Raw genomic sequence first — 18,038 nt, 5'->3', positions numbered from 1 at the left:
AGGCTTCCGAGAGGGGGATCGAGAGCCCGAGGAGACGGCATGACCGACGATGTGGATCCGCGCGACGACGACGAGCGCGGCGACGCGACGGGCGGCGCGACCGGCGGCGCGACCGAGCCGGTGCGCTTCGGCCTCGACGGCATCGTCCACGAGATCGACCTCGACCCCGCCGGTGCACGCGCCCTCCGCACCGCGCTCGCGCCGTACGTCGAGGCCGGGCGGCGCACGACCGTGACCATCACGCCGATCCGCGACGAGCCCGCGCGCCCCGCAACCGGCCCCGCCCCGACCGGCGAGCGCGCCGCCGCACGCGCCTGGCTCGAGGCGAACGGCCACAAGCTCGGCCCGGGCGGCCGCATCTCCGCGACGCTGATGACCCTCTACCGCAGCCGCGACGGGCGCTGACAGCGGACAGCACGACGCCCGCCGACCGCGGGTGCGGCACGACGGGCGCGTGATCGAGCGGGGCGCGACTAGCCGAGCGACACGGCCGTCCACGACACGGGCGGCAGCGTGATCGTGAGGGTGCCGTCGACGATCGTCGCCGACGTGTTCTCCGTCAGGCCCACGCGCTCGCGGTCCTCGAAGGTGTTCTTCGCGTAGACGTCCTCGTCGTGGATCCCGACGGCCTCGAGCACCTCGGAGACGGCGAGGCCGGCGACGTCGACCTCGATGGCGAGCGCGTCGGACAGGCTGCGGTTCACGAGGAAGACCGCGGCGCGGCCGGTGGCCTCGTCGAAGGTCGCGACCGAGTCGACGAGGGGCGCGGTGCCGTGGACCTCGGTCTCGTACGTGCCCACGTCGATCCGCGGACGCAGCACCTCGCCCTGCGCGAGCCGGCTCGTGACCGAGAACGGGAAGAACGTGGTCTGGCGCCAGGCGCCGCCGCCGGTCTCCGTCATGATCGGCGCGATCACGTTCACGAGCTGCGCGAGGCTGGCCGACGTGACGCGGTCGCTGTGCTTGAGCAGCGTGATCATGAGGTTGCCGAGCACGACCGCATCCGCCACCGAGTAGACGTCCTCGAGCAGGTGCGGCGCGTAGGGCCAGCCCTCGGTGATGACGCCGGACTCCTGGTGCTCGTCGAGGTACCAGACGTTCCACTCGTCGAAGGAGATGTTGATGGTCTTGTCGCTCTTGCGGCGGTACTTGACCTGGTCGGCCGACGCGACGACCGTGCGGATGAAGTACTCCATGTCGAGCGACGAGGCGAGGAAGCTGCCGAGGTCGCCCTTGCGCTCCTGGTAGTAGGCGTGGGCCGAGATGAAGTCGACGTTGTCGTAGGCGTGCTCGAGCACGGTGCGCTCCCACTCGCCGAAGGTCGGCATGCCGGATCCGCTGCTGCCGCACGCGACGAGCTCGAGCGTGGGATCCACCATCTTCATGGCGCCGGCGGTGCGGTTCGCGAGCTTGCCGTAGTCGTCGGCGGTCATGTGGCCGACCTGCCACGGGCCGTCCATCTCGTTGCCGAGGCACCACATCTTCACGTTGTGGGGCTCGGGGGATCCGTTGGCGATGCGCTGGTCGGAGAGGGCGGTGCCGCCAGGGTGGTTGGAGTACTCGAGGATGTCGAGGGCCTCGAGCACGCCGCGCGTGCCGAGGTTGACGGCCATCATCAGCTCGCTGCCGGTGAGCTCGCACCAGCGGGCGAACTCGTCGAGGCCGACCTCGTTGGTCTCGAGCGAGTGCCAGGCGAGGTCGAGGCGCTTCGGGCGCTCAGCGCGCGGTCCGACGCCGTCCTCCCAGCGGTAGCCGGAGACGAAGTTGCCGCCGGGATAGCGGATGGTGCTCGTGCCGAGCTCCTTGACGAGGTCGACGACGTCGCCGCGGAAGCCGTCCGCGGTCGCGGTGGGGTGGCCGGGCTCGTAGATGCCGTCGTAGACGCAGCGGCCGAGGTGCTCGACGAACGAGCCGAAGGTGCGGCGGTTGACGGGGGCCACGACGGCGGTGCGGTCGATGGCGATCCGGGCGTCGGGTGCGGGGCGGGCGTCGGTCATGGAGTGGTCCTTCACTTCATCGGGAGCGGGGCCGATCGACGCCGGCGGTGCCGGGTGGATCCGAGCCGTTACAACGTTGTAAGAACAACGTCCCCTCATTGTCCCGGGGGCGCGGGGGACGTGTCAACGCGGGCGACGGCGCGTCCGTCCCGGCCCGTGCGACGCTGGCGGGATGGACTCGGGATCCCCTACGCAGGCGCTCTTCCTCGGCGGGCGCTCGGGCGTCGGCAAGACGACGGTGGCGGCGGAGGTGTCGCGGATCCTCACAGCGGCCGACGTCGCCCACGCGCTCATCGAGGGCGACGGGCTCGACCAGGCCCACCCGGAGCCGTGGCGGCACGGGATCCCCCTGGCCGAGCGGAATCTGGCGGCCATGTGGCGGAACTACCGCGACGCGGGCTGGACGCGCGTGATCTACACCAACACGGTCAGCGTGCTCGAACTGCACGCGCTGACGGCTGCGCTCGGCGGCGAGGTCGAGGCGGTGGGCGTGCTGCTCACCGCCTCGGATGCCACGGCCGCGGGGCGGCTGGCCGGCCGCGAGATCGGGTCGGGGCTGGCCGAGGCGATCGCGCGGAGCGCGGCGGCGGCGCCGCGGCTGGAGGCGGGGGCGGGCGGCTCGGTGCACCGCGTCGCGACCGACGGGCGGACCGTCGCGGAGATCGCGGCGGAGGTGGTGGCGCTCAGCGGGTGGATCCCCGTGGAAAGTCGGTGACTTCATCGAGCAGGTGGGCTGCTGATGATCTTGTCGAGCTCGTCTCAGGAGCTGAGGAACAGGCCCGATCGACTGCCGCGTCTAGGCCGGTCCCACGTGCCGTCCCGGCACCGGGCTCGAGTACACGACGTGGGTCGTGATCCCGCCGAGGGCGGCGAGGCGGCCCGTGATGCGCTCGAGGTCGCGCATCGAGCGGGCGTGGACCTTGATGATGAAGCAGTCGGCGCCCGTCACGTGGTGCGCCTCGACGATCTCCGGCACCTCGGCGACCAGCGCGTGGAACGGCCGGTAGTCGCCCGACGGGTACGCGAGGCGCACGAAGGCGGTGACGGCCCAGCCGAGGGCCTCGGGATCCACCGTGATCGAGTAGCCGGTGATGATGCCCGCCTCGGTGAGGCGGCGGACGCGCTCGGCGGTCGCGCTGGCCGAGAGCGAGACCGCGCGGCCGAGCTGCGCGACGCTCATCCGACCGTCGCCCTGGAGCTCGGCGATGATCGCGTGGTCGGTGGCATCGAGGGTCAGCGGCGGATTCGTCGGCATGGGGCCGAACTTACCGGGCGATCCGCGGCGCGACGGCCCCGATGCCGCGCGACGGCCCTTCCCCGCCCCGGTGCCCGGCCGCTTCGATGGAGGCATGGACACGAGCCTCTCCGCGACCGACTTCTTCGCCGCCAAGCTGACCTACGAGACCGACCCCGCCGACCTCGCCGCCGACCGCGCGAGCGGCGCCGCGCCGCTCGTGGTCGACGTGCGCTCGGACGCCTCGTGGGCGCAGGGGCGGATCCCGGGTGCCGTCCACATCGCGGGCGCGGAGCTCGCGGCGCGCGCCGCCGCCGAGCTGCCCGACCGCGACGCGCGCATCGTCGTCTACTGCTGGGGCCCCGGCTGCAACGGCAGCACGCGCGCGGCCCTCACCCTCGCGACGCTCGGCTACACGCGCGTGCAGGAGCTGATCGGCGGGTTCGAGTACTGGGCGCGCGAGGGCTTCGCGGTGGTCGGCGACGCGGGGCGGACGCGGAGGGAGCCGGATCCGCTGACGGCGCCGGTGGGGTGAGGCTGCAGCGGCGGCCAGCTGCTCAGCCGACGACGGGAGCGATCTCCGCGACCGCCGCCGCGGCCAGCTCGGCGAGCCGGTGGTCGCGCTCCTCCTCGTGGGCCGTGATGGTGACGACCGCGTCGCGGGATCCGTCGACCAGCACGTACTGGCCGTAGCGGCCGTCGAGGCGCCAGGCGTCGCCGGGGCCGTCCCAGGTCGCGAGGCCGTAGCGGGCGAAGGGCGCGGCGGGATCGGCGCCGGTGTCGACCCAGGATCCGTGCATCCGGTCGACCCACTCGGCGCTCACGAGCTGCCGGCCCTCCCACGCGCCGCGGTCGCGCAGCAGGCGGCCGATGCGCGCGAGCTCGCCGGTGCGGAGCTCGAGGCCGCTGCCGCCCACGATGAAGCCGAGCGGGCAGCGGTGCCACTGCGGGTCGTCGATGCCGAGCGGTTCGAAGAGGCGCGGGAGGAGCCAGTCGCGCGCGTCGCCGACGGCGGCGGCGAGCATCCGCATGGCGACGTAGGGGCTGGCGTCGCTGTACCGGAACGCGGTCCCGGCACCGCGGGTCGGGAGCCCGAGCATCGCCTGCGCGAGGTCGGGGCCGGGCACGGGCTCGTCGCCGAACCAGGCGAAGTCGATGCCGCTGGTCATGGTGAGGAGGTGCTCGACGGTGACCTCGTCGACGCCCGCGCCGAGGTCGAGGTCGGGCAGGAGCTCGGGGACGCGGGTGTCGAGCGAGAGGATCCCCTCGTCCACCGCGATGCCGACCGCCAGCGCGCACACGCCCTTGGACACCGAGTACAGGTTCTCTCGGTCGTCGCTGCGCCAGCGGTGCGCGGCCTCGTCGTCGCCGATCCGCACGACCGCGCCGTACGTGCCCAACCGCTCGCGGTCGATGCCCTCGACGAGGCGGGCGAGGGCGGCGGCGGCGGTGCTCATGGATCCAGTGTGGCGCGCGGCCCGGCGGGGGCACGCCCCTTCCCCGACCGAGGGAACCGTGCGAGGGTGGCGGGTCGGCACACGGCAGGGGACGGCATGAGGCTGGCGACGCGCATCACCATCGGGGTCCTGGCGGTCGAGTTCGTCGCCCTCGCGGTGCTGCTGGTGATCGCCGACCGGTCCGAGGACATGGGCTGGCCCGCGCTCGGCATGGACCACTGGGTCATCGGCCTCGGCTTCGCACTGCCGCCGCTGATCGTGGTGACCGCGGTCGCGCTGGTGCTGCTGGCGGCGACGCGGATCCTCGTGGCGGAGGTCGGGGCGTGGCGGGCCCGTCGCGCGCCGGTCGCGGACGGGATCAGCGCATCGTCGCGTCCCGCTGCGCGTCGGTGAGGGCGCGGTCGGCGTAGACGAGGCGCATGACGCTGGGGTCGGGGTTGCCTGGATCCGGCCCGCGGTGCACGAGCGTCAGGCCGGCCTTCTCCGCCACGGCCGCCGACGCGCGGTTGTGGGCGACGAGGTACGCGACGACGGGCAGCTCGGGGCGGAGGATGCGCGCCCGCGCGATCGCCCGCTCCGCCATCTCGGTCGCGTACCCGCGGCCGTGCACGGTCGGCGAGAAGCGGTAGCCGAGGTTCCAGAACGCGTCGTGCGCCATGTTGCAGCCGCCGAACCCCACGACCGCATGGGCGTCCCGCTCGCGCACGATCCACGTGCCGAGGCCGTCGCGCTCCCAGCCCTCGACGCGCGTGCGGAGGAAGCGGTCGGTCTGCGCGGGATCCGTCACGCGCAGCGATGGGTAGTGGGTCCAGACGGCGGGGTCGGAGAGGATCTCGTGCACCCCGGCGGCGTCGTCGGGTGACGGGCGGTGGAGGTCGAGCCGGGAGGTGCAGTCCTCGGGGGCGGGTTCGGCGCGGCGGTCGGACGGCATGCGTCGACGGTAGCGGCCGCGCGGATCAGCCGCGGGCGACCAGCGCCGCCAGCCGGTCGAGGTCCGTCGCGACGAGAGCCGCGTCCTCCGCGAAGGACACGTCGGTCATGCCCGGGCGACGGAAGAGCGTGAAGACGACCTCGCTGCCGTCGTCGTTGGGGAGGACGCGCAGCGGATTGCGGACGACGGTGCCGTCGGGGAGCGTCACGTCGTGGTCGAGGATCCCGAGCTCCCGCGGGCCCGTGAACGCGATCTCGATCGCGCCCATCGGCGAGTCCGACAGCCAGCGCCCGCCCTCGAGCCGGATGCCCGCGCTGACGCCCGCCGCCCACTCGGGCAGCCGCGCCGGATCCCCCGCCACCGCCACCACGGACGCCACGTCGGCGTCGACGGAGCGGGTGATGTGCAGCGCGGGCCAGGTCACGGTCCGACGCTACCCGGCAGCGCGACCGCGGGAGGCGGATCGGTCGCGCGCACCCGGGGCCGGAGGATCGCGTCGCCCATCACACGGGCCCGTCGGTCGCGTCGTCGAAGCGGTCGCGGGCGGCCTCGATCGCGGGCATGTGCTGGGACGCCCAGGCGAGGAGCACGTCGACGGGCGCGCGCATCGTCTTGCCGAGCGGCGTGATGCGGTACTCGACCGCCAGCGGCCGGGTGCCGAGCACGACCCGCTCGACGATGCCGTTGCGCTCGAGCCGGCGGAGCGTCGTCGTCAGGGACTTCTGCGTGACCGCGGGGATCACGCGGCGCAACTCGGCGAAGCGGGTCGGCCGCTCGCACAGCCGGTCGAGCACGGCCAGCGACCACCTGTCGAGGACCTGGTCGAGCAGCTCGCGGTGCGGCGCGCTGATCGCGAGCCGGTCGGCGGGGTCGTGGGCCGGGTGGGCGGCGTGGGTCGCGGTATCCGTCACGACACCCAGTCTCGTGGAAGCGACCGCCGGGTACCGGGTATCCAGGTGATACCGGCCCGATCCGCGGCCGCGCAGATCCCTCGAAGGAGCCCCGTGCCCGTCCATCTCTCCTCCCCCGCCGGCCTCATGCAGCCGGTCCCGTACCACCACGTCGCCGTCGCGACGGGATCCCGCCAGGTGCACGTCGCCGGGCAGATCGCGCGCACGGCCGACGGATCCGCCGTGTCGCCCGACGACCTCGCGGGCCAGGTCGCGCAGGCCCTCCGCAACGCGCACGCCGGGCTCGCGAGCGCAGGCGCCGGATTCGGCGACGTCGTGCGGCTCACGTTCTACGTCGCGCGCTGGTCGCCCGACCGGATGGGCGCGTTCCTCGCGGGCGTCGAGTCGGTGGCGGAGGAGCTGGGGCTGCCGAGCCCGATGCCGCCCGCGTCGCTCATCGGCGTGGAGATCCTGTTCGAGCCCGACGTGCTCGTGGAGGTGGAGGCGACGGCGGTGCTCGACTGACGTGGCACCTCAGTCGCGCGCGTCGATCGCCGCCCGCGCGTACGCCCGCCGCCGGGTCTTGCCGGCGTCGTCCCGCACGGGCGTCCGGGTGAGGCGGACGGCGGCAGGGCGGCGCTCCGCGTCGAGCCGGGCACGGGACCACGCGAGCAGCTCGGCCGCGTCGACCTGCGCGTCCGCGACGTCGACCACGGCCTCGACGCGCTGGCCGAGGTCGTCGTCGGGCACGCCGAACGCGACCGCGCCGCGGACACCCGGGTGCTGCTCGAGCACGCGTTCGACCTCGGCGGGATGCACGTTGACGCCTCCCCGCAGGATCACGTCGTCGGCGCGGTCGAGCACGAAGACGTACCCGTCGGCGTCCACGCGCCCGAGGTCGCCGAGCGTGTCCCAGCCGTCGGCCGTGCGGGCGGATCCGGCGCCGACGTAGGCGTAGGCCGGCCCGCCGTCACGGCGCATCCAGATCCGGCCCACCTCGCCCGAGGGCAGCTCCCGGCCCTCGGCCGAGCGGATGGACACGGCCGTGCCCGCCGCGGGCCGGCCGACGCTGCCCGGGTGCCGCAGCCACTCGTCGCCGCCGATGGCGAGGATCCCGTTCGACTCGCTCCCCGCGTAGACCTCCACGAGCCGCTCGGGCCCGATCCAGTCCATGAACTCCCGCTTCACGCCGGGCGGGCAGGGCGCGCCCAGGTGCAGCACGGTGCGGAGGCTCGACAGGTCGGCTGCCCGCCGCTCCGCCTCGGGGAGGCGGAGCAGGCGATGCATCATCGTCGGCACGAGCAGCGTCCACGTGATCCGGTGCTCGGCGATCGCGGCCAGCACCCGCCGCTCGTCGAAGCGCGGCAGGAGCACGAGCGCGTGGCCCGTCATGAGGCCGCGGAACGCGTAGGTGAAGGCGGCCGAGTGGGTGAGCGGCGCCGCGACCAGCTGCACCTGGTCGAGCGGGAGGTACGGCGCCACGGGGAGCGTCGGATCCAGCAGCGCGGGGGCCGTCGTCGCGACGACCTTGGGACGCCCGGTGGATCCCGACGAGGTCGGCGCCTTCCAGCTGCGCGCCCACGCATCGGGGAGCGGTCCGTCGTCGAGTCCCGGCGGCGGCGACCAGCCGGCGGGCACGGACGGGACGCCCGGGCGCGTGGATGCCGCGCCGACCACGAGCGCCGGCCGGGCGAGCTCCTCCACGTGCGCGCGCTCCTCGGCCGAGAGCACGGTGGACATCGGCTGCGGCGTCGCGCCGGCCTTCCAGACGGCGGCGCAGACGACGACCATCTCGCGGGTGTTCGGCAGCGCGATCGCGACCCGGTCGTCCTGCCCGACGCCGAGCGCCAGGTACGCGCGCGCCAGCCGGTTCGACGCGCGGTCGAGCTCGCGCGCGCTCAGCGTCCCGGCGTCGTCGCGCACCACGACGCGGTCGGGAACCGCGTCAGCGAGCCCCGAGATGATCCGCGAGATCGACTGCCTGGCCACGGTCGCCCTCCGTCCTGGTCGCCGCGTAGAACCGCTCGTGCTGGCGGGCGACGTCGTCCCAGTCGTGGGACGCGGCGAGCGCGCGGCCTCCGGCGGGGTCGGGGCCGCGCCCGTCGAGGGCCGCGCCGAGGGCGTCGGCCGCGCCCGCGGGGTCCGTCGCGAACAGCACGGACGTGCCGAACACCTCGCGCAGCACCGGCAGGTCGCGCGCGACCACGGGCACCCCCGCGGCGAGCGCCTCCATCGCGGCGAGGCCGAAGCCCTCCTTCGTGGAGAGGAACGCGAGCGCGCCCGCCGCGGCGACGAGCGGCGGGACGTCCGGGTCGTCGACGACCCCGAGGATCACCGGGCGCACGTCGAGCTCCGCCGCGCGTGCGTCGAACGCGTCGCGGTACGCGCGGTAGTCGAACAGCGTCTCGCCGCCACCGAACACGAGCCGGAGACCGGGCCGCGCCTCCCGCAGCAGCGCGAACGCCTCGAGCAGGTCGATGCTTCCCTTCCGCGGCTCGATGCCGCCGAGCGCGAGCACGTAGTCGCCCTCCACCCCGTGCTCGCGCAGCACGGCCCGGATCCGCTCCCGTCCCGCCGCGCCCGCCGGCCCCGCAGCCACCCGGAAGCGCGCACCGTCGACGCCGTTCGGGATCACCGTGGGCACGAGCCCCCAGCCCTCCTCCACCTCCGCGGCGACCGCGGCGGAGACGCACAGCCGCGCGATGGGCTCCCGCACCGCCGCGTCGTGGCAGCGCACGAGCTCCGGCGTCGTGAACTCGTCGAGGTGGTGGATGGTCCGGATGCAGGGCCCGGCCGCGTTCGCCGAGATGCAGTCCTGCGCGTGCACGACGTCGTATCCGTCTTCCTCGCGCGCGGCGGCGAACGCCTCGCGCATGTTCGCGATGGAGCGGACGATGCGCTCGCCCACCGTCTCGTCGTCGCGCGCGGCGAACGGCACCACGCGGATCCGCACGGCCGGGTCGACCTCGCGGAAGAACGCGCGGTCGCCGCCGCGCCCCAGCGTCCAGACGACGACGTCGTGCCCGCGCCGGGCGAGCGCCTCCGCGAGGGCGAGCGTGTGCACCACCCCGCCGCGCGGCTTGGTGGAGTAGGTCAGCAGGGCGATCCGCACGGGGCGCTCCTCGGGTGGGTCGGCGGGCGGCGGGTCGGGGTCGTGCGACGGCGGGTCAGCCGGCGGCGGGCGCGGGCGTCGGCGCGTAGGCGGCCGGCACCCGGTCGCGGAGGTGGTGCATCGTGCGGCGGGCCCGCGCGACGCCCGCCGCCACGTCCGCGGTCGCGACGGCCAGGCCGCCCTTCGCCCACGTCTTCGCGACGATCTCGCCGGCGGGATCCACCACCTTCGCCTGCCCCAGGAACCGCAGGCCCCCGAGCACCCCGGTCTGGTTCGACGACACGAGGTAGAGCTGGTTCTCGGCCGCGCGCGAGCAGTCGTAGAGGTCGAACAGGTGCGCCTGCCGGTCGTTGCGGAGCCGGTCGGAGCGGTCGGTGACGCTCGCCGGCCACGCGCTCAGGCACGCGAGGATCTCGGCGCCGTCGAGCGCGAGCGTGCGCGCCGACTCCGGGAAGGTCTTGTCGAAGTCGATCATCATGCCGACGCGCCCCACGGGGGTGTCGAACGCCGCGAACGCGGATCCGGCCCGGTACGCCTCCGACTCGCCGAGCGGCAGGTGCACCTTCCGGTGCGTGCCGAGCACCCGGCCGCCCTGCACGCAGACGGCGCTGTTGTACCGGATCTCCTCGCCGCCCTCGAGCGCGCGCTCGGCCACGCCGAAGCACACGGTCATGTCGCCGGCCATCTCCGTCACGGCCTTGACCTCCGGGCCGTCGAGCTCGACGGCGGGCGGGAGCGCATCCGGCCCCGGATGCTCCATGTCGAGCAGGTAGCCGCCGATGGTCGCGTCCGGGAGCACCAGCAGGTCGACGCCGCGCTCGCGCGCCTGCTCGATCATGCCGGGGAGCTTGGCGAGCGTCCGCTCGACGTCGCGTCCGAAGTGCGCCGCGACCGCCCCCATCGTGATCTCGGCCATGGCGACAGGCTAGCCGGACCAGGCCGCCCCCACCCCCGCGGGCGTCCGGTCCGCCGCCCGCTCCTCGATGCGGTCCGCGAGGTGCTCGGCGTCGCGCGCGATGGCGGCGAACCGCCCCGAGCCCCACGTGTGCAGCCACGGCAGGCCGAGGAGGTGCAGGCCGGCGACGGCGGTGGATCCGCGCTGGTGCATCGGGTGCCCGGATCCGTCGAACGCGCCCACCTGCACCCACGAGTAGTCGGACCGGTAGCCGGCCGCCCACACGATGCTCGTGATGCCGGCCTCGGCGAGGTCGAGCCCGGTCTCCTCGCGCTCCGGGCGCCAGACGGGCACGTACCGCGGCTCGGTCGGCGCGTCGATGCCGGCGCGCGCGATGTGCCGGTCGATGTCGTCCTTGATCGACTCCATCACCGAGTCGGCGTGGTCGAGCGACGCCTCGACGGTGGGCGTGAAGGAGAGCCGCGTGCCGTCCGCGCCGGCGAGGCGCCCGTGCAGGCGCATGCCGTCGCGGGCGAAGGCACGGAGGTCGATGTCGCGCCCGCCGCCCCGCCCGGTCATGTAGTGGTTGGTCGACTCGCGCTTGGTGAGCCCGCCGACATGCGCGGTCACGGGCACGTCGTACACGCCCATGTCCTCGAGCCAGGCGATGCAGTCGCGGCCGCGGTAGAAGCGGGCGCAGCGGGGCGCGGATCCGAGGGCGAGGTGCACGCGGCGGCCCGCGAGGTGGAGGTCCTCGGCGATCTGCGCGCCCGACTGGCCGGATCCCACAATGAGCACGGCCCCCTCGGGGAGCGCGTCGGGCGAGCGGTAGTCGGCGGAGTGCACCTGCGCGACGGAGTCGGGGATCCGCGCCGCCGCCGCCGGGAGCACGGGCCGGTGGTAGCCGCCCGTCGCGATGACGACCTGCTCCGCGACGATCGTGCCCTGGTCGGTGACGACCTCGAAGCCGCCCGCGGCCGCCTCGCGCAACCGGGTCACCAGCACGCCCTCGACCACGGGCGCGTCGAAGGAGTCGGCGTAGCCGCGGATCCAGGCGAGCACCTCGTCGCGCGTCATGAATCCGTCGGGGTCGTCGCCCGCATAGGGATACCCGGGGAGCCGGCACTGCCAGTTGGGCGTGACGAGGGTGAAGGCGTCCCAGCGCCGATCGGCCCAGTCATGCGCGACGCGGTCGCGCTCCAGCACGACGTGCTCGATGCCGCGCCGGGTGAGGTGCCAGCTGATCGAGAGCCCGGCCTGGCCGCCGCCCACCACCGCCACGGGGACGCGCGCGCCGTCGACGACGCGGGTCGCGCCGCTCACGCGCGCGCTCCCGTGGGGGTCGCGGGCGGCTCGACCGGCAGCGGCGGCTCCATGCGCAGCACCGCCACGGTCCCGCCGTCGAAGCCCGCCGCCGCCCGGAGGATCTCCTCCTCCTGCTGCATCGCGGACGTGCACGCGAAGCCGTACCTCGCCCGGACCCGTTCGCTCGCGACGCGCAGCGCCTCGGTGGAGCGGCGCACGAAGTCGTCGAGCGGGTACTCGCACCCGGTGGCGAGGTGGTCGTACATCACGAGGCTCGGCGAGTAGCAGTCGGCCTCGGATCCGTCGGGCCAGCGCACGCGGAAGGTCATCTCAGGCACGGGCCAGCGCCTCCTCGGCGGGGACGCCCTCGCCGGTCCGGTAGGCGTCCGGACGGCGGTCGCGCAGGTGGAACATGCCGCCGCGCATCGCCCGGAACGTGCCCTCCACGTCGATCTCCGCGATGGCGAGCCCCGCCTCGAGCAGGGTCGTCGCGAGCACGTTGCCGCCGGGATCCACCACCTTGGCGTTGCCCACGTAGCGCAGCGAGCCGAAGGACCCGGCCTGGTTCGACGCGATCCAGAACACCTGGTTGTCGAGCGCCCGCGCGGAGTCGAAGAGGTTGAACCGGTACGTCCACCTGTCCTGCTGGAGGTCCTCGGCCGTCGCCGTGCGCGCCACCGGCCAGGCCGACATGCTCACGATGATCTCGGCGCCGTCCATCGCGAGCGAGCGGGCTGCCTCCGGGAACGCCTTGTCGTAGCAGATCTGGAGCCCCACCCGGCCGACGGGGGTGTCGAACGCCTCGTAGACGTCGCCCGCTGAGTACGACATGGCCTCGCCGAGCGGCTGGTGCACCTTGCGGTACGAGCCGTAGATGCGAGATCCGTCGAGGCAGACGGCCGCGTTGTACCGGGTCTCGCCGTCGGCGTCGAGCTCGCAGAAGCCGATGCAGACGACCATGTCGCCGGCGAGCTCCTGCACGCGCCGGATCTCCGGCCCGTCGAGGCGGATCGCCGGCGGCAGGGATCGCGTCGTGGTCCTCAGCGTGTCCCCGTGGTTGCCGAGCGAGGAGAGGTAGCCGCCGATCGCGGCCTCCGGGAACGCGATCAGCTGGACGCCGCTCTCCCGGGCCTCGGCGATCAGGCTCGCGATGAGCGCGTGGTTCTGGTCGAGGTCCCGGGTGAAGTTCGCCGAGACGGCGGCGACGGTCGTCGACATCGTGCCTCCTGAGGGGGTCGGTGCGGGGAGCGCAGGATCCTGCGCGTGAGGCCCAGTCAAGGCCACGGTGTGTTTCGGCTTGGTTTCGCTCGGAACAAGATCGTGTTTCGCGCGCGCCATGCGATCACGCCGAATCCGGGGATGACCGGGCCGATCGCTCTCACGGGCGGGTGCGGGGAAACAAAAGGAATTCTCGCTGTAATCCGCCCGCAACAGCGCGGCCGAAGACTCGTGCCACACCCCGACCCGCCCCATCCATCTGCCAAGGAGAGCACCATGACCGACGCCGACATCGACCAGCAGATCCTCGACAACATCGAGAAGTCCCGCGAGGAGATCACGCACCCCTCGCTCCCGAAGGGCAGCAGCCTCTACGGGTCGACGAAGATCTTCCCCGACTACACCGCCACGAAGGACGACCACTACTTCCAGCTCGTGCACGGCATCGCGCACGAGTCGTCGGTGAGCTTCGTCGCCGTCCTCCAGGCCACGCGCGCGCTCCGCAAGGGATTCACGAGCGTCCTGTACTTCTACGGACCCGGATCCCTCAACGCCATCGCCAACCGCGGCTTCCCCACGACGGGCGCCGACGGGTTCCCCGGCGAGAACAACATCAACAACGCCCTCGAGACCTTCATCGCCGAGGGCGGCACCGTCTTCTGCTGCCGCTTCGGGCTCGCCCTGCACGGTGCGCGCGAGGAGGACCTCATCGCAGGCGTCATCCCGGCGCACCCGCTCGACGTGCAGGACGCGGTGATCCACTACGCCCGCAAGGGAGCCATCATCAACAGCACGTACATGGTCTGACCGGTGCGCCCATGACCATCACGAGAGGGACCACGACGCCGAGCCGCGCACGGAGAGCGGACCCGGAGGCGGATGCGCTCACGACGCGCGTCGACATCGCCATCCGCGGGATCCGCGTCGCCGCGCCCGTGCACCGCGAGGGCGGCGCCGGGCCGAGCGACGACGGGCACGTGATGTTCCGCGGTCTCCAGTCCGCGGTGCCGGCGAACCCGGAGAGCCCGTACCTCGTCGACGACGGCAAGCTGCTGCTCGACGGCGAGGACACGGGATACGAGGTGAGCGCGGTCGACCGGCCGCGGTTCTACGACCTCCAGACCGCGGACGGCGTCTCCTACGAGAAGATCGCGCGCCTGCACGGCGCCAAGGTGCTGGCCACCACGGTGGTGCAGACCTGCGTGCGGTACGACGAGTCGGAGCGCTGCCGGTTCTGCTCAATCGAGGAGAGCCTCGCCTCGGGCAGCACCATCGCCGTCAAGACCCCCGCGATGCTCGCCGAGGTGGCGGAGGCGGCCTGGCGGCTCGACGGCGTCGAGCAGATGGTCATGACCACGGGCACGAGCAACGGACGCGACCGCGGCGCGACGCACCTCGCACGATGCGTCCGCGCCATCAAGGAGGTCGTGCCGGACCTGATGATCCAGGTGCAGTGCGAGCCGCCCGCGCAGCTCTCGACCATCACCGACCTGTACGAGGCGGGCGCGCGGTCCATCGGGATCCATGTGGAGTCGATGGACGACGACGTGCGCCGCCGGTGGATGCCGGGCAAGTCCCGCGTGTCCCTCGACGAGTACCGCGCCGCGTGGCGGGAGGCGGTCCGCGTCTTCGGCCGCAACCAGGTCTCCACCTACCTTCTGGTGGGGATGGGCGAGGATCCCGACGAGATGGTCGCCGGGGCCCAGGAGCTCATCGACATGGGCGTCTACCCCTTCATCGTGCCGTTCCGGCCGCTCAAGGGGACGCTCGCGACGGACGTCGACCACGTGCCAGCGCCCGAGGGATCCGTGCTCCGCGACGTGACGTTCCGCGTCTCGCGCGCGCTGCAGGCCGCCGGGATGCGCGGTGCCGACCAGAAGGCGGGCTGCGCGGCGTGCGGCGCCTGCTCCGCCCTGCAGACCGCGGGAGGCTGATCCGTGCTCCTCGACGTCCCCGCCCTCATGGGCCCGCCGGTCGTCCGGGCGACGCCGTCGTTCCTCGTGTCCGTGGCCGACCGGCTGGACCTCGACGCGTACCGGCGCCTGCGGCACGACGCGTTCGTCGAGGAGCAGGGGATCTTCGCGGGCACCGACCTGGATGCGCTCGATGAGGATCCGCGGACGGTGGTGCTCGTCGCGCGCGTCGAGGGACGGGTCGTCGGCGGCGTGCGGCTCGCGCCCGTCGGCGCGCGGGACATCGGCTGGTGGACCGGGTCGCGCCTCGTGGTGGCGCCGGGTGCCCGGGGGATCCGCGGCGTCGGCTCCGCGCTCGTGCAGGCCGCCGCGGTGCACGCCGAGCAGGCCGGCGTGCTGCGGTTCGACGCGACCGTGCAGGCGCGCAGCGCCGTGCTCTTCCGGCGGCTGGGCTGGATCCCCACCGGCACCGCGGTCGTCGGCGGCGTGGACCACGTGACCATGCGCTGGCCGATCGGTCGGATCCAGCGGCTCGTCGACCAGACCAAGGCGCACCTCGCCGCGGTGCTCGAGCCCGACGGATCCGGCGCGCTCGGCGGCCCCGGCTGGGTGGGCGACGACGGCGCCCCCGTGCCCGGCACCGACGTCATCGCCGCATGCGACGCGATCCTCCCGTCGATGGTGGAGCGGGATCCCGAGTGGGCCGGCTGGTGCGGCGTGCTCGTCAACGTGAACGACCTCAGCGCCATGGGCGCGCGTCCCGTCGGCCTCCTCGACTCCGTGGCGGGACGCGACGCCGCGTCCGTCCGCCGCGTGATGGCCGGGGTCCGCCGCGGCGCCGCGGCCTGGGGCGTCCCGATCCTCGGCGGGCACACGCAGCTCGGCGTGCCCGCCGCCCTCAGCGTCACCGCCCTCGGCAGGACCGCCGATCCGGTCCCCGGGGGCGGTGGCTCCGCCGGCCAGGCCCTGAGCCTCACGGTCGACCTGTCCGGATCCTGGCGGTCCGGCCACCGCGGAGCGCAGTGGAACTCGACCGAGGGACGCTCCCCCGCGGAGCTCCGCGACCTCGCCGCGACCGTCGCGCGCGCCCGCCCGGCCGCCGCGAAGGACGTGAGCATGGCGGGGATCGTCGGCACCGCGGGCATGCTCGCGGAGGCGAGCGGCACGGGCGCCGTGATCGACGTCGCGGACGTGCCCATGCCCGGATCCGTCGACGTCACGATGGGCGACTGGCTCACGTGCTTCCCCGGCTTCGGGATGCTGACGGCGGATGCGCCGGGCGCCTCCCGCATGACCTCGCCGTACGCGACGACCGCCGGGATCGGACGGCTGACCGCCGAGCCCGGGGTGACGCTCCGCTGGCCGGACGGCGTCGTGACGCCCGCGGTCACCGCCGGCGTCACGGGACTCGGCGCGGCCTGAGCCGGGCGGTGCCTGCGCCTCAGTACTCGATCCGCCCGTGCCGGCTGTGGAACTCCCCCGTCGGCCCGTCCGGCCCCACGAGCGCCATCGCGACGGTCGCGTCGGTGCCCTCGGTCACGGTCTGGTGGCCGCTGTTGCCGTTGAAGTCGGTCGCGGTGTAGCCGGGGTCGGTGGCGTTGATCCGGAAGCCCGGCAGGTTCTTGGCGTACTGCACGGTCGCGGTGATGAGGGCCGCCTTCGAGGTCGCGTACGGCACGGTCAGCACGTGGCGCTCGTCGGTGTCCTCGCCGCGGAGGGCGCGCGGCCATCCGACGCCCGACGCCACGTTGACGATCACGGGAGCCGCGGATGCGCGCAGCAGCGGGAGCGCCGCCTGCGTCACCCGCACCACGGCGACGACGTTCGTCTGCAGCACGGCGGCCATCGCCTCCGGGGTCAGGTCGTCGACGCCCTGCGCGCTGCCGAGGATCCCGGCGTTGTTGACGAGCACGTCCAGCCCCGGCAGCGAGGCGACGGCGCGGTCGACGCTCGCCTGGTCGTCGACGTCGAGCTGCACGGGGTGGGCGCCCACGGCGCGGGCGGCATCGCCGTCTGCGGTGTCGCGCATGCCGGCGTGGACGGTGTGGCCGGCTTCGACGAGGCGGCGGGCGGTCTCGAGGCCGAGGCCCCGGTTGGATCCGGTGATCAGTGTCGTGGTCATGGGTCGAGCCTGCGCCCCGGCAGCCGCATCGCCCAGGCACCGGTCGACGGGAGGACCGGCGGTACCAGGCTGATCCGCCCGCCGACGCGGAGGATGGGGGCATGACCGAATTCGCGAGCGTCCTCCGCTCCTGGCGCGAGCGCGTGCAGCCGGCCGACGTGGGCCTGCCCGCCGGATCCCACCGCCGCACCGCGGGCCTCCGTCGCGAGGAGCTGGCCGCGCTCGCGGGCGTGAGCGTCGACTACGTCGTGCGGCTCGAGCAGGGCCGGTCGGTGAACCCGTCGCCGCAGATGCTCGGCGCGCTCGCCCGCGCGCTCCGCCTCACCGAGGACGAGCGCGACCACCTGCACCGGGTCGCGGGCGTCGCCCCGCCCGGACGCGGGGAGGTGCCGCGGCACATCACCCCGGGCGTGCACCGGATCGTCGACCGGCTCGGCGACGTGCCCATCGCGGTGTTCACGGCGACGCACGACATGCTCCTCTGGAACCCGCTGTGGGCGGCGCTGAACGGCGATCCGTCCACGCGCACCGGCTGGGACCGCAACCTCGTCTGGACCTACTTCACGCGAGGTCACGCGGGCACCGACTTCGACGCCGTGCACGAGGAGGAGTTCGCGCGCGACCTCGCGGCCGATCTGCGCACCGCGGTCGGCCGCTACCCCGCGGATCGCGCGCTCGCCCGGCTCGTAGCCCGCCTGCGTGCCGAGGTGCCGGAGTTCGAACGCCGCTGGAGCGAGGCGCGCGTCGCCGAGCACCGGTCGAGCCGCAAGACCGTCACGCGCACCGCGGTCGGCCCCATCACGATCGACTGCGACACCCTCTCCGTGCCGGGAAGCGACCTCCGCATCGTCGTCTACACGGCGGAGCCGGGCAGCACGGACGAGGCGCGGCTCGATCTGCTGCGGGTCACGGGGCTGCAGGCGCTGACGACGGCGCCCGTGGAGGTCGCGGGGGCCTGAGGGCG

General features: G+C 74.0%; 22 protein-coding genes. 9 read left to right on the top strand and 13 right to left on the bottom strand.

Going from position 1 to position 18,038, the window contains the following annotated elements:
- Positions 1-39: 39 nt before the first annotated feature.
- The gene (locus NL142_RS01405; protein ID WP_194683697.1) at positions 40-405 is read left to right on the top strand and encodes an Lsr2 dimerization domain-containing protein; all 366 of its coding nucleotides are present in this window, start codon (positions 40-42) and stop codon (positions 403-405) included.
- A 68-nt stretch (positions 406-473) separates the two neighbouring features.
- Here NL142_RS01405 and NL142_RS01400 read toward each other — a convergent pair whose 3' ends face one another.
- Positions 474-1,997: an arabinosylfuranosidase ArfA gene (locus NL142_RS01400; RefSeq protein WP_435080662.1), complete on the bottom strand. Its 1,524-nt coding sequence runs from the start codon at positions 1,995-1,997 to the stop codon at positions 474-476.
- Positions 1,998-2,169: 172 nt separating this feature from the next.
- Here NL142_RS01400 and NL142_RS01395 point away from each other — a divergent pair, with 172 nt between their 5' ends.
- Positions 2,170-2,712, top strand: a complete 543-nt coding sequence (locus NL142_RS01395; RefSeq protein WP_435080661.1) for a DEAD/DEAH box helicase family protein — start codon at positions 2,170-2,172, stop codon at positions 2,710-2,712.
- An 81-nt stretch (positions 2,713-2,793) separates the two neighbouring features.
- Here the strand turns inward: NL142_RS01395 and NL142_RS01390 are convergent, their stop codons facing one another.
- Positions 2,794-3,252 carry an Lrp/AsnC family transcriptional regulator gene (locus NL142_RS01390; RefSeq protein ID WP_435080660.1) on the bottom strand — a complete coding sequence of 153 codons (459 nt, stop codon included), beginning with the start codon at positions 3,250-3,252 and terminating at the stop codon, positions 2,794-2,796.
- A 94-nt stretch (positions 3,253-3,346) separates the two neighbouring features.
- Here NL142_RS01390 and NL142_RS01385 point away from each other — a divergent pair, with 94 nt between their 5' ends.
- A complete protein-coding gene (locus NL142_RS01385; RefSeq protein WP_435080659.1) occupies positions 3,347-3,766 on the top strand; it encodes a rhodanese-like domain-containing protein in 420 nt (139 codons plus the stop codon).
- A gap of 22 nt (positions 3,767-3,788) precedes the next feature.
- Here NL142_RS01385 and NL142_RS01380 read toward each other — a convergent pair whose 3' ends face one another.
- A complete protein-coding gene (locus tag NL142_RS01380) occupies positions 3,789-4,688 on the bottom strand; it encodes a serine hydrolase domain-containing protein (protein WP_435080658.1) in 900 nt (299 codons plus the stop codon).
- 96 nt (positions 4,689-4,784) lie between these two features.
- Between NL142_RS01380 and NL142_RS01375 the strand changes: the two genes are divergently transcribed.
- The gene (locus NL142_RS01375) at positions 4,785-5,081 is read left to right on the top strand and encodes a hypothetical protein (RefSeq protein WP_435080657.1); all 297 of its coding nucleotides are present in this window, start codon (positions 4,785-4,787) and stop codon (positions 5,079-5,081) included.
- Here the strand turns inward: NL142_RS01375 and NL142_RS01370 are convergent.
- From NL142_RS01370 to NL142_RS01360, 3 genes are all read right to left on the bottom strand, one after another.
- The gene (locus tag NL142_RS01370; protein WP_435080656.1) at positions 5,047-5,619 is read right to left on the bottom strand and encodes a GNAT family N-acetyltransferase; all 573 of its coding nucleotides are present in this window, start codon (positions 5,617-5,619) and stop codon (positions 5,047-5,049) included. The genes NL142_RS01375 and NL142_RS01370 overlap by 35 nt on opposite strands.
- Before the next feature lie 25 nt (positions 5,620-5,644).
- Positions 5,645-6,043, bottom strand: a complete 399-nt coding sequence (locus NL142_RS01365; protein ID WP_435080655.1) for an SRPBCC family protein — start codon at positions 6,041-6,043, stop codon at positions 5,645-5,647.
- A gap of 79 nt (positions 6,044-6,122) precedes the next feature.
- Positions 6,123-6,530, bottom strand: a complete 408-nt coding sequence (locus NL142_RS01360) for a winged helix-turn-helix transcriptional regulator (RefSeq protein WP_435080654.1) — start codon at positions 6,528-6,530, stop codon at positions 6,123-6,125.
- A gap of 93 nt (positions 6,531-6,623) precedes the next feature.
- Between NL142_RS01360 and NL142_RS01355 the strand changes: the two genes are divergently transcribed.
- Positions 6,624-7,034: a RidA family protein gene (locus tag NL142_RS01355; RefSeq protein ID WP_435080653.1), complete on the top strand. Its 411-nt coding sequence runs from the start codon at positions 6,624-6,626 to the stop codon at positions 7,032-7,034.
- Between the two features lie 9 nt (positions 7,035-7,043).
- On the opposite strand, the gene NL142_RS01350 is transcribed toward NL142_RS01355, so the two are convergent.
- From NL142_RS01350 to NL142_RS01325, 6 genes are read right to left on the bottom strand one after another with little or no spacing between them, the layout of a single operon-like run.
- A complete protein-coding gene (locus tag NL142_RS01350; RefSeq protein ID WP_435080652.1) occupies positions 7,044-8,498 on the bottom strand; it encodes an AMP-binding protein in 1,455 nt (484 codons plus the stop codon).
- On the bottom strand, positions 8,455-9,621 hold the full coding sequence (locus tag NL142_RS01345; protein WP_435080651.1) for an MSMEG_0565 family glycosyltransferase: 1,167 nt from the start codon (positions 9,619-9,621) through the stop codon (positions 8,455-8,457). Before NL142_RS01345 ends, NL142_RS01350 begins: the two co-directional genes overlap by 44 nt.
- Before the next feature lie 55 nt (positions 9,622-9,676).
- Positions 9,677-10,537 carry a carbon-nitrogen hydrolase family protein gene (locus NL142_RS01340; RefSeq protein ID WP_435080650.1) on the bottom strand — a complete coding sequence of 287 codons (861 nt, stop codon included), beginning with the start codon at positions 10,535-10,537 and terminating at the stop codon, positions 9,677-9,679.
- 9 nt (positions 10,538-10,546) lie between these two features.
- Positions 10,547-11,839, bottom strand: coding sequence for an MSMEG_0569 family flavin-dependent oxidoreductase (locus NL142_RS01335; protein ID WP_435080649.1), 1,293 nt, complete (start codon positions 11,837-11,839; stop codon positions 10,547-10,549).
- The gene (locus NL142_RS01330; protein ID WP_435081621.1) at positions 11,836-12,150 is read right to left on the bottom strand and encodes an MSMEG_0570 family nitrogen starvation response protein; all 315 of its coding nucleotides are present in this window, start codon (positions 12,148-12,150) and stop codon (positions 11,836-11,838) included. The genes NL142_RS01335 and NL142_RS01330 overlap by 4 nt, the downstream gene beginning before the upstream one ends.
- A 1-nt stretch (position 12,151) precedes the next feature.
- Positions 12,152-13,039, bottom strand: coding sequence for a carbon-nitrogen hydrolase family protein (locus NL142_RS01325; protein ID WP_435080648.1), 888 nt, complete (start codon positions 13,037-13,039; stop codon positions 12,152-12,154).
- 276 nt (positions 13,040-13,315) lie between these two features.
- Here NL142_RS01325 and NL142_RS01320 point away from each other — a divergent pair, with 276 nt between their 5' ends.
- Genes NL142_RS01320 through NL142_RS01310 form a run of 3 tightly spaced genes read left to right on the top strand, consistent with a single transcriptional unit; the run spans position 13,316 to position 16,374 of the window.
- On the top strand, positions 13,316-13,846 hold the full coding sequence (locus NL142_RS01320; protein WP_435080647.1) for an MSMEG_0572/Sll0783 family nitrogen starvation response protein: 531 nt from the start codon (positions 13,316-13,318) through the stop codon (positions 13,844-13,846).
- Between the two features lie 11 nt (positions 13,847-13,857).
- Positions 13,858-14,973: an MSMEG_0568 family radical SAM protein gene (locus NL142_RS01315; protein WP_435080645.1), complete on the top strand. Its 1,116-nt coding sequence runs from the start codon at positions 13,858-13,860 to the stop codon at positions 14,971-14,973.
- A 3-nt stretch (positions 14,974-14,976) separates the two neighbouring features.
- The gene (locus NL142_RS01310) at positions 14,977-16,374 is read left to right on the top strand and encodes an MSMEG_0567/sll0787 family protein (protein WP_435080644.1); all 1,398 of its coding nucleotides are present in this window, start codon (positions 14,977-14,979) and stop codon (positions 16,372-16,374) included.
- 19 nt (positions 16,375-16,393) lie between these two features.
- Here the strand turns inward: NL142_RS01310 and NL142_RS01305 are convergent, their stop codons facing one another.
- Positions 16,394-17,074, bottom strand: coding sequence for an SDR family NAD(P)-dependent oxidoreductase (locus NL142_RS01305; protein ID WP_435080643.1), 681 nt, complete (start codon positions 17,072-17,074; stop codon positions 16,394-16,396).
- Between the two features lie 101 nt (positions 17,075-17,175).
- Here NL142_RS01305 and NL142_RS01300 point away from each other — a divergent pair, with 101 nt between their 5' ends.
- Entirely contained in the window at positions 17,176-18,033 is an 858-nt protein-coding gene (locus NL142_RS01300; RefSeq protein ID WP_435080642.1) for a helix-turn-helix transcriptional regulator, read from the top strand.
- The last annotated feature ends 5 nt before the right edge of the window (positions 18,034-18,038 follow it).

Source organism: Clavibacter quasicaliforniensis (genome assembly GCF_051201715.1).
GTDB classification, from domain to species: domain Bacteria; phylum Actinomycetota; class Actinomycetes; order Actinomycetales; family Microbacteriaceae; genus Clavibacter; species Clavibacter seminis.
Note: the sequence above shows the minus strand (reverse complement) of the source record. Positions and strands in the feature narration are given on the sequence as shown.

Excerpts from the sequence above, each read along its gene's own strand:
- NL142_RS01405 (WP_194683697.1), top strand. The coding sequence starts at position 40 with ATGACCGACGATGTGGATCCGCGCGACGACGACGAGCGCGGCGACGCG.
- NL142_RS01400 (WP_435080662.1), bottom strand. The coding sequence starts at position 1,997 with ATGACCGACGCCCGCCCCGCACCCGACGCCCGGATCGCCATCGACCGC.
- NL142_RS01395 (WP_435080661.1), top strand. The coding sequence starts at position 2,170 with ATGGACTCGGGATCCCCTACGCAGGCGCTCTTCCTCGGCGGGCGCTCG.
- NL142_RS01390 (WP_435080660.1), bottom strand. The coding sequence starts at position 3,252 with ATGCCGACGAATCCGCCGCTGACCCTCGATGCCACCGACCACGCGATC.
- NL142_RS01385 (WP_435080659.1), top strand. The coding sequence starts at position 3,347 with ATGGACACGAGCCTCTCCGCGACCGACTTCTTCGCCGCCAAGCTGACC.
- NL142_RS01380 (WP_435080658.1), bottom strand. The coding sequence starts at position 4,688 with ATGAGCACCGCCGCCGCCGCCCTCGCCCGCCTCGTCGAGGGCATCGAC.
- NL142_RS01375 (WP_435080657.1), top strand. The coding sequence starts at position 4,785 with ATGAGGCTGGCGACGCGCATCACCATCGGGGTCCTGGCGGTCGAGTTC.
- NL142_RS01370 (WP_435080656.1), bottom strand. The coding sequence starts at position 5,619 with ATGCCGTCCGACCGCCGCGCCGAACCCGCCCCCGAGGACTGCACCTCC.
- NL142_RS01340 (WP_435080650.1), bottom strand. The coding sequence starts at position 10,537 with ATGGCCGAGATCACGATGGGGGCGGTCGCGGCGCACTTCGGACGCGAC.
- NL142_RS01330 (WP_435081621.1), bottom strand. The coding sequence starts at position 12,150 with ATGACCTTCCGCGTGCGCTGGCCCGACGGATCCGAGGCCGACTGCTAC.
- NL142_RS01325 (WP_435080648.1), bottom strand. The coding sequence starts at position 13,039 with ATGTCGACGACCGTCGCCGCCGTCTCGGCGAACTTCACCCGGGACCTC.
- NL142_RS01320 (WP_435080647.1), top strand. The coding sequence starts at position 13,316 with ATGACCGACGCCGACATCGACCAGCAGATCCTCGACAACATCGAGAAG.
- NL142_RS01315 (WP_435080645.1), top strand. The coding sequence starts at position 13,858 with ATGACCATCACGAGAGGGACCACGACGCCGAGCCGCGCACGGAGAGCG.
- NL142_RS01305 (WP_435080643.1), bottom strand. The coding sequence starts at position 17,074 with ATGACCACGACACTGATCACCGGATCCAACCGGGGCCTCGGCCTCGAG.
- NL142_RS01300 (WP_435080642.1), top strand. The coding sequence starts at position 17,176 with ATGACCGAATTCGCGAGCGTCCTCCGCTCCTGGCGCGAGCGCGTGCAG.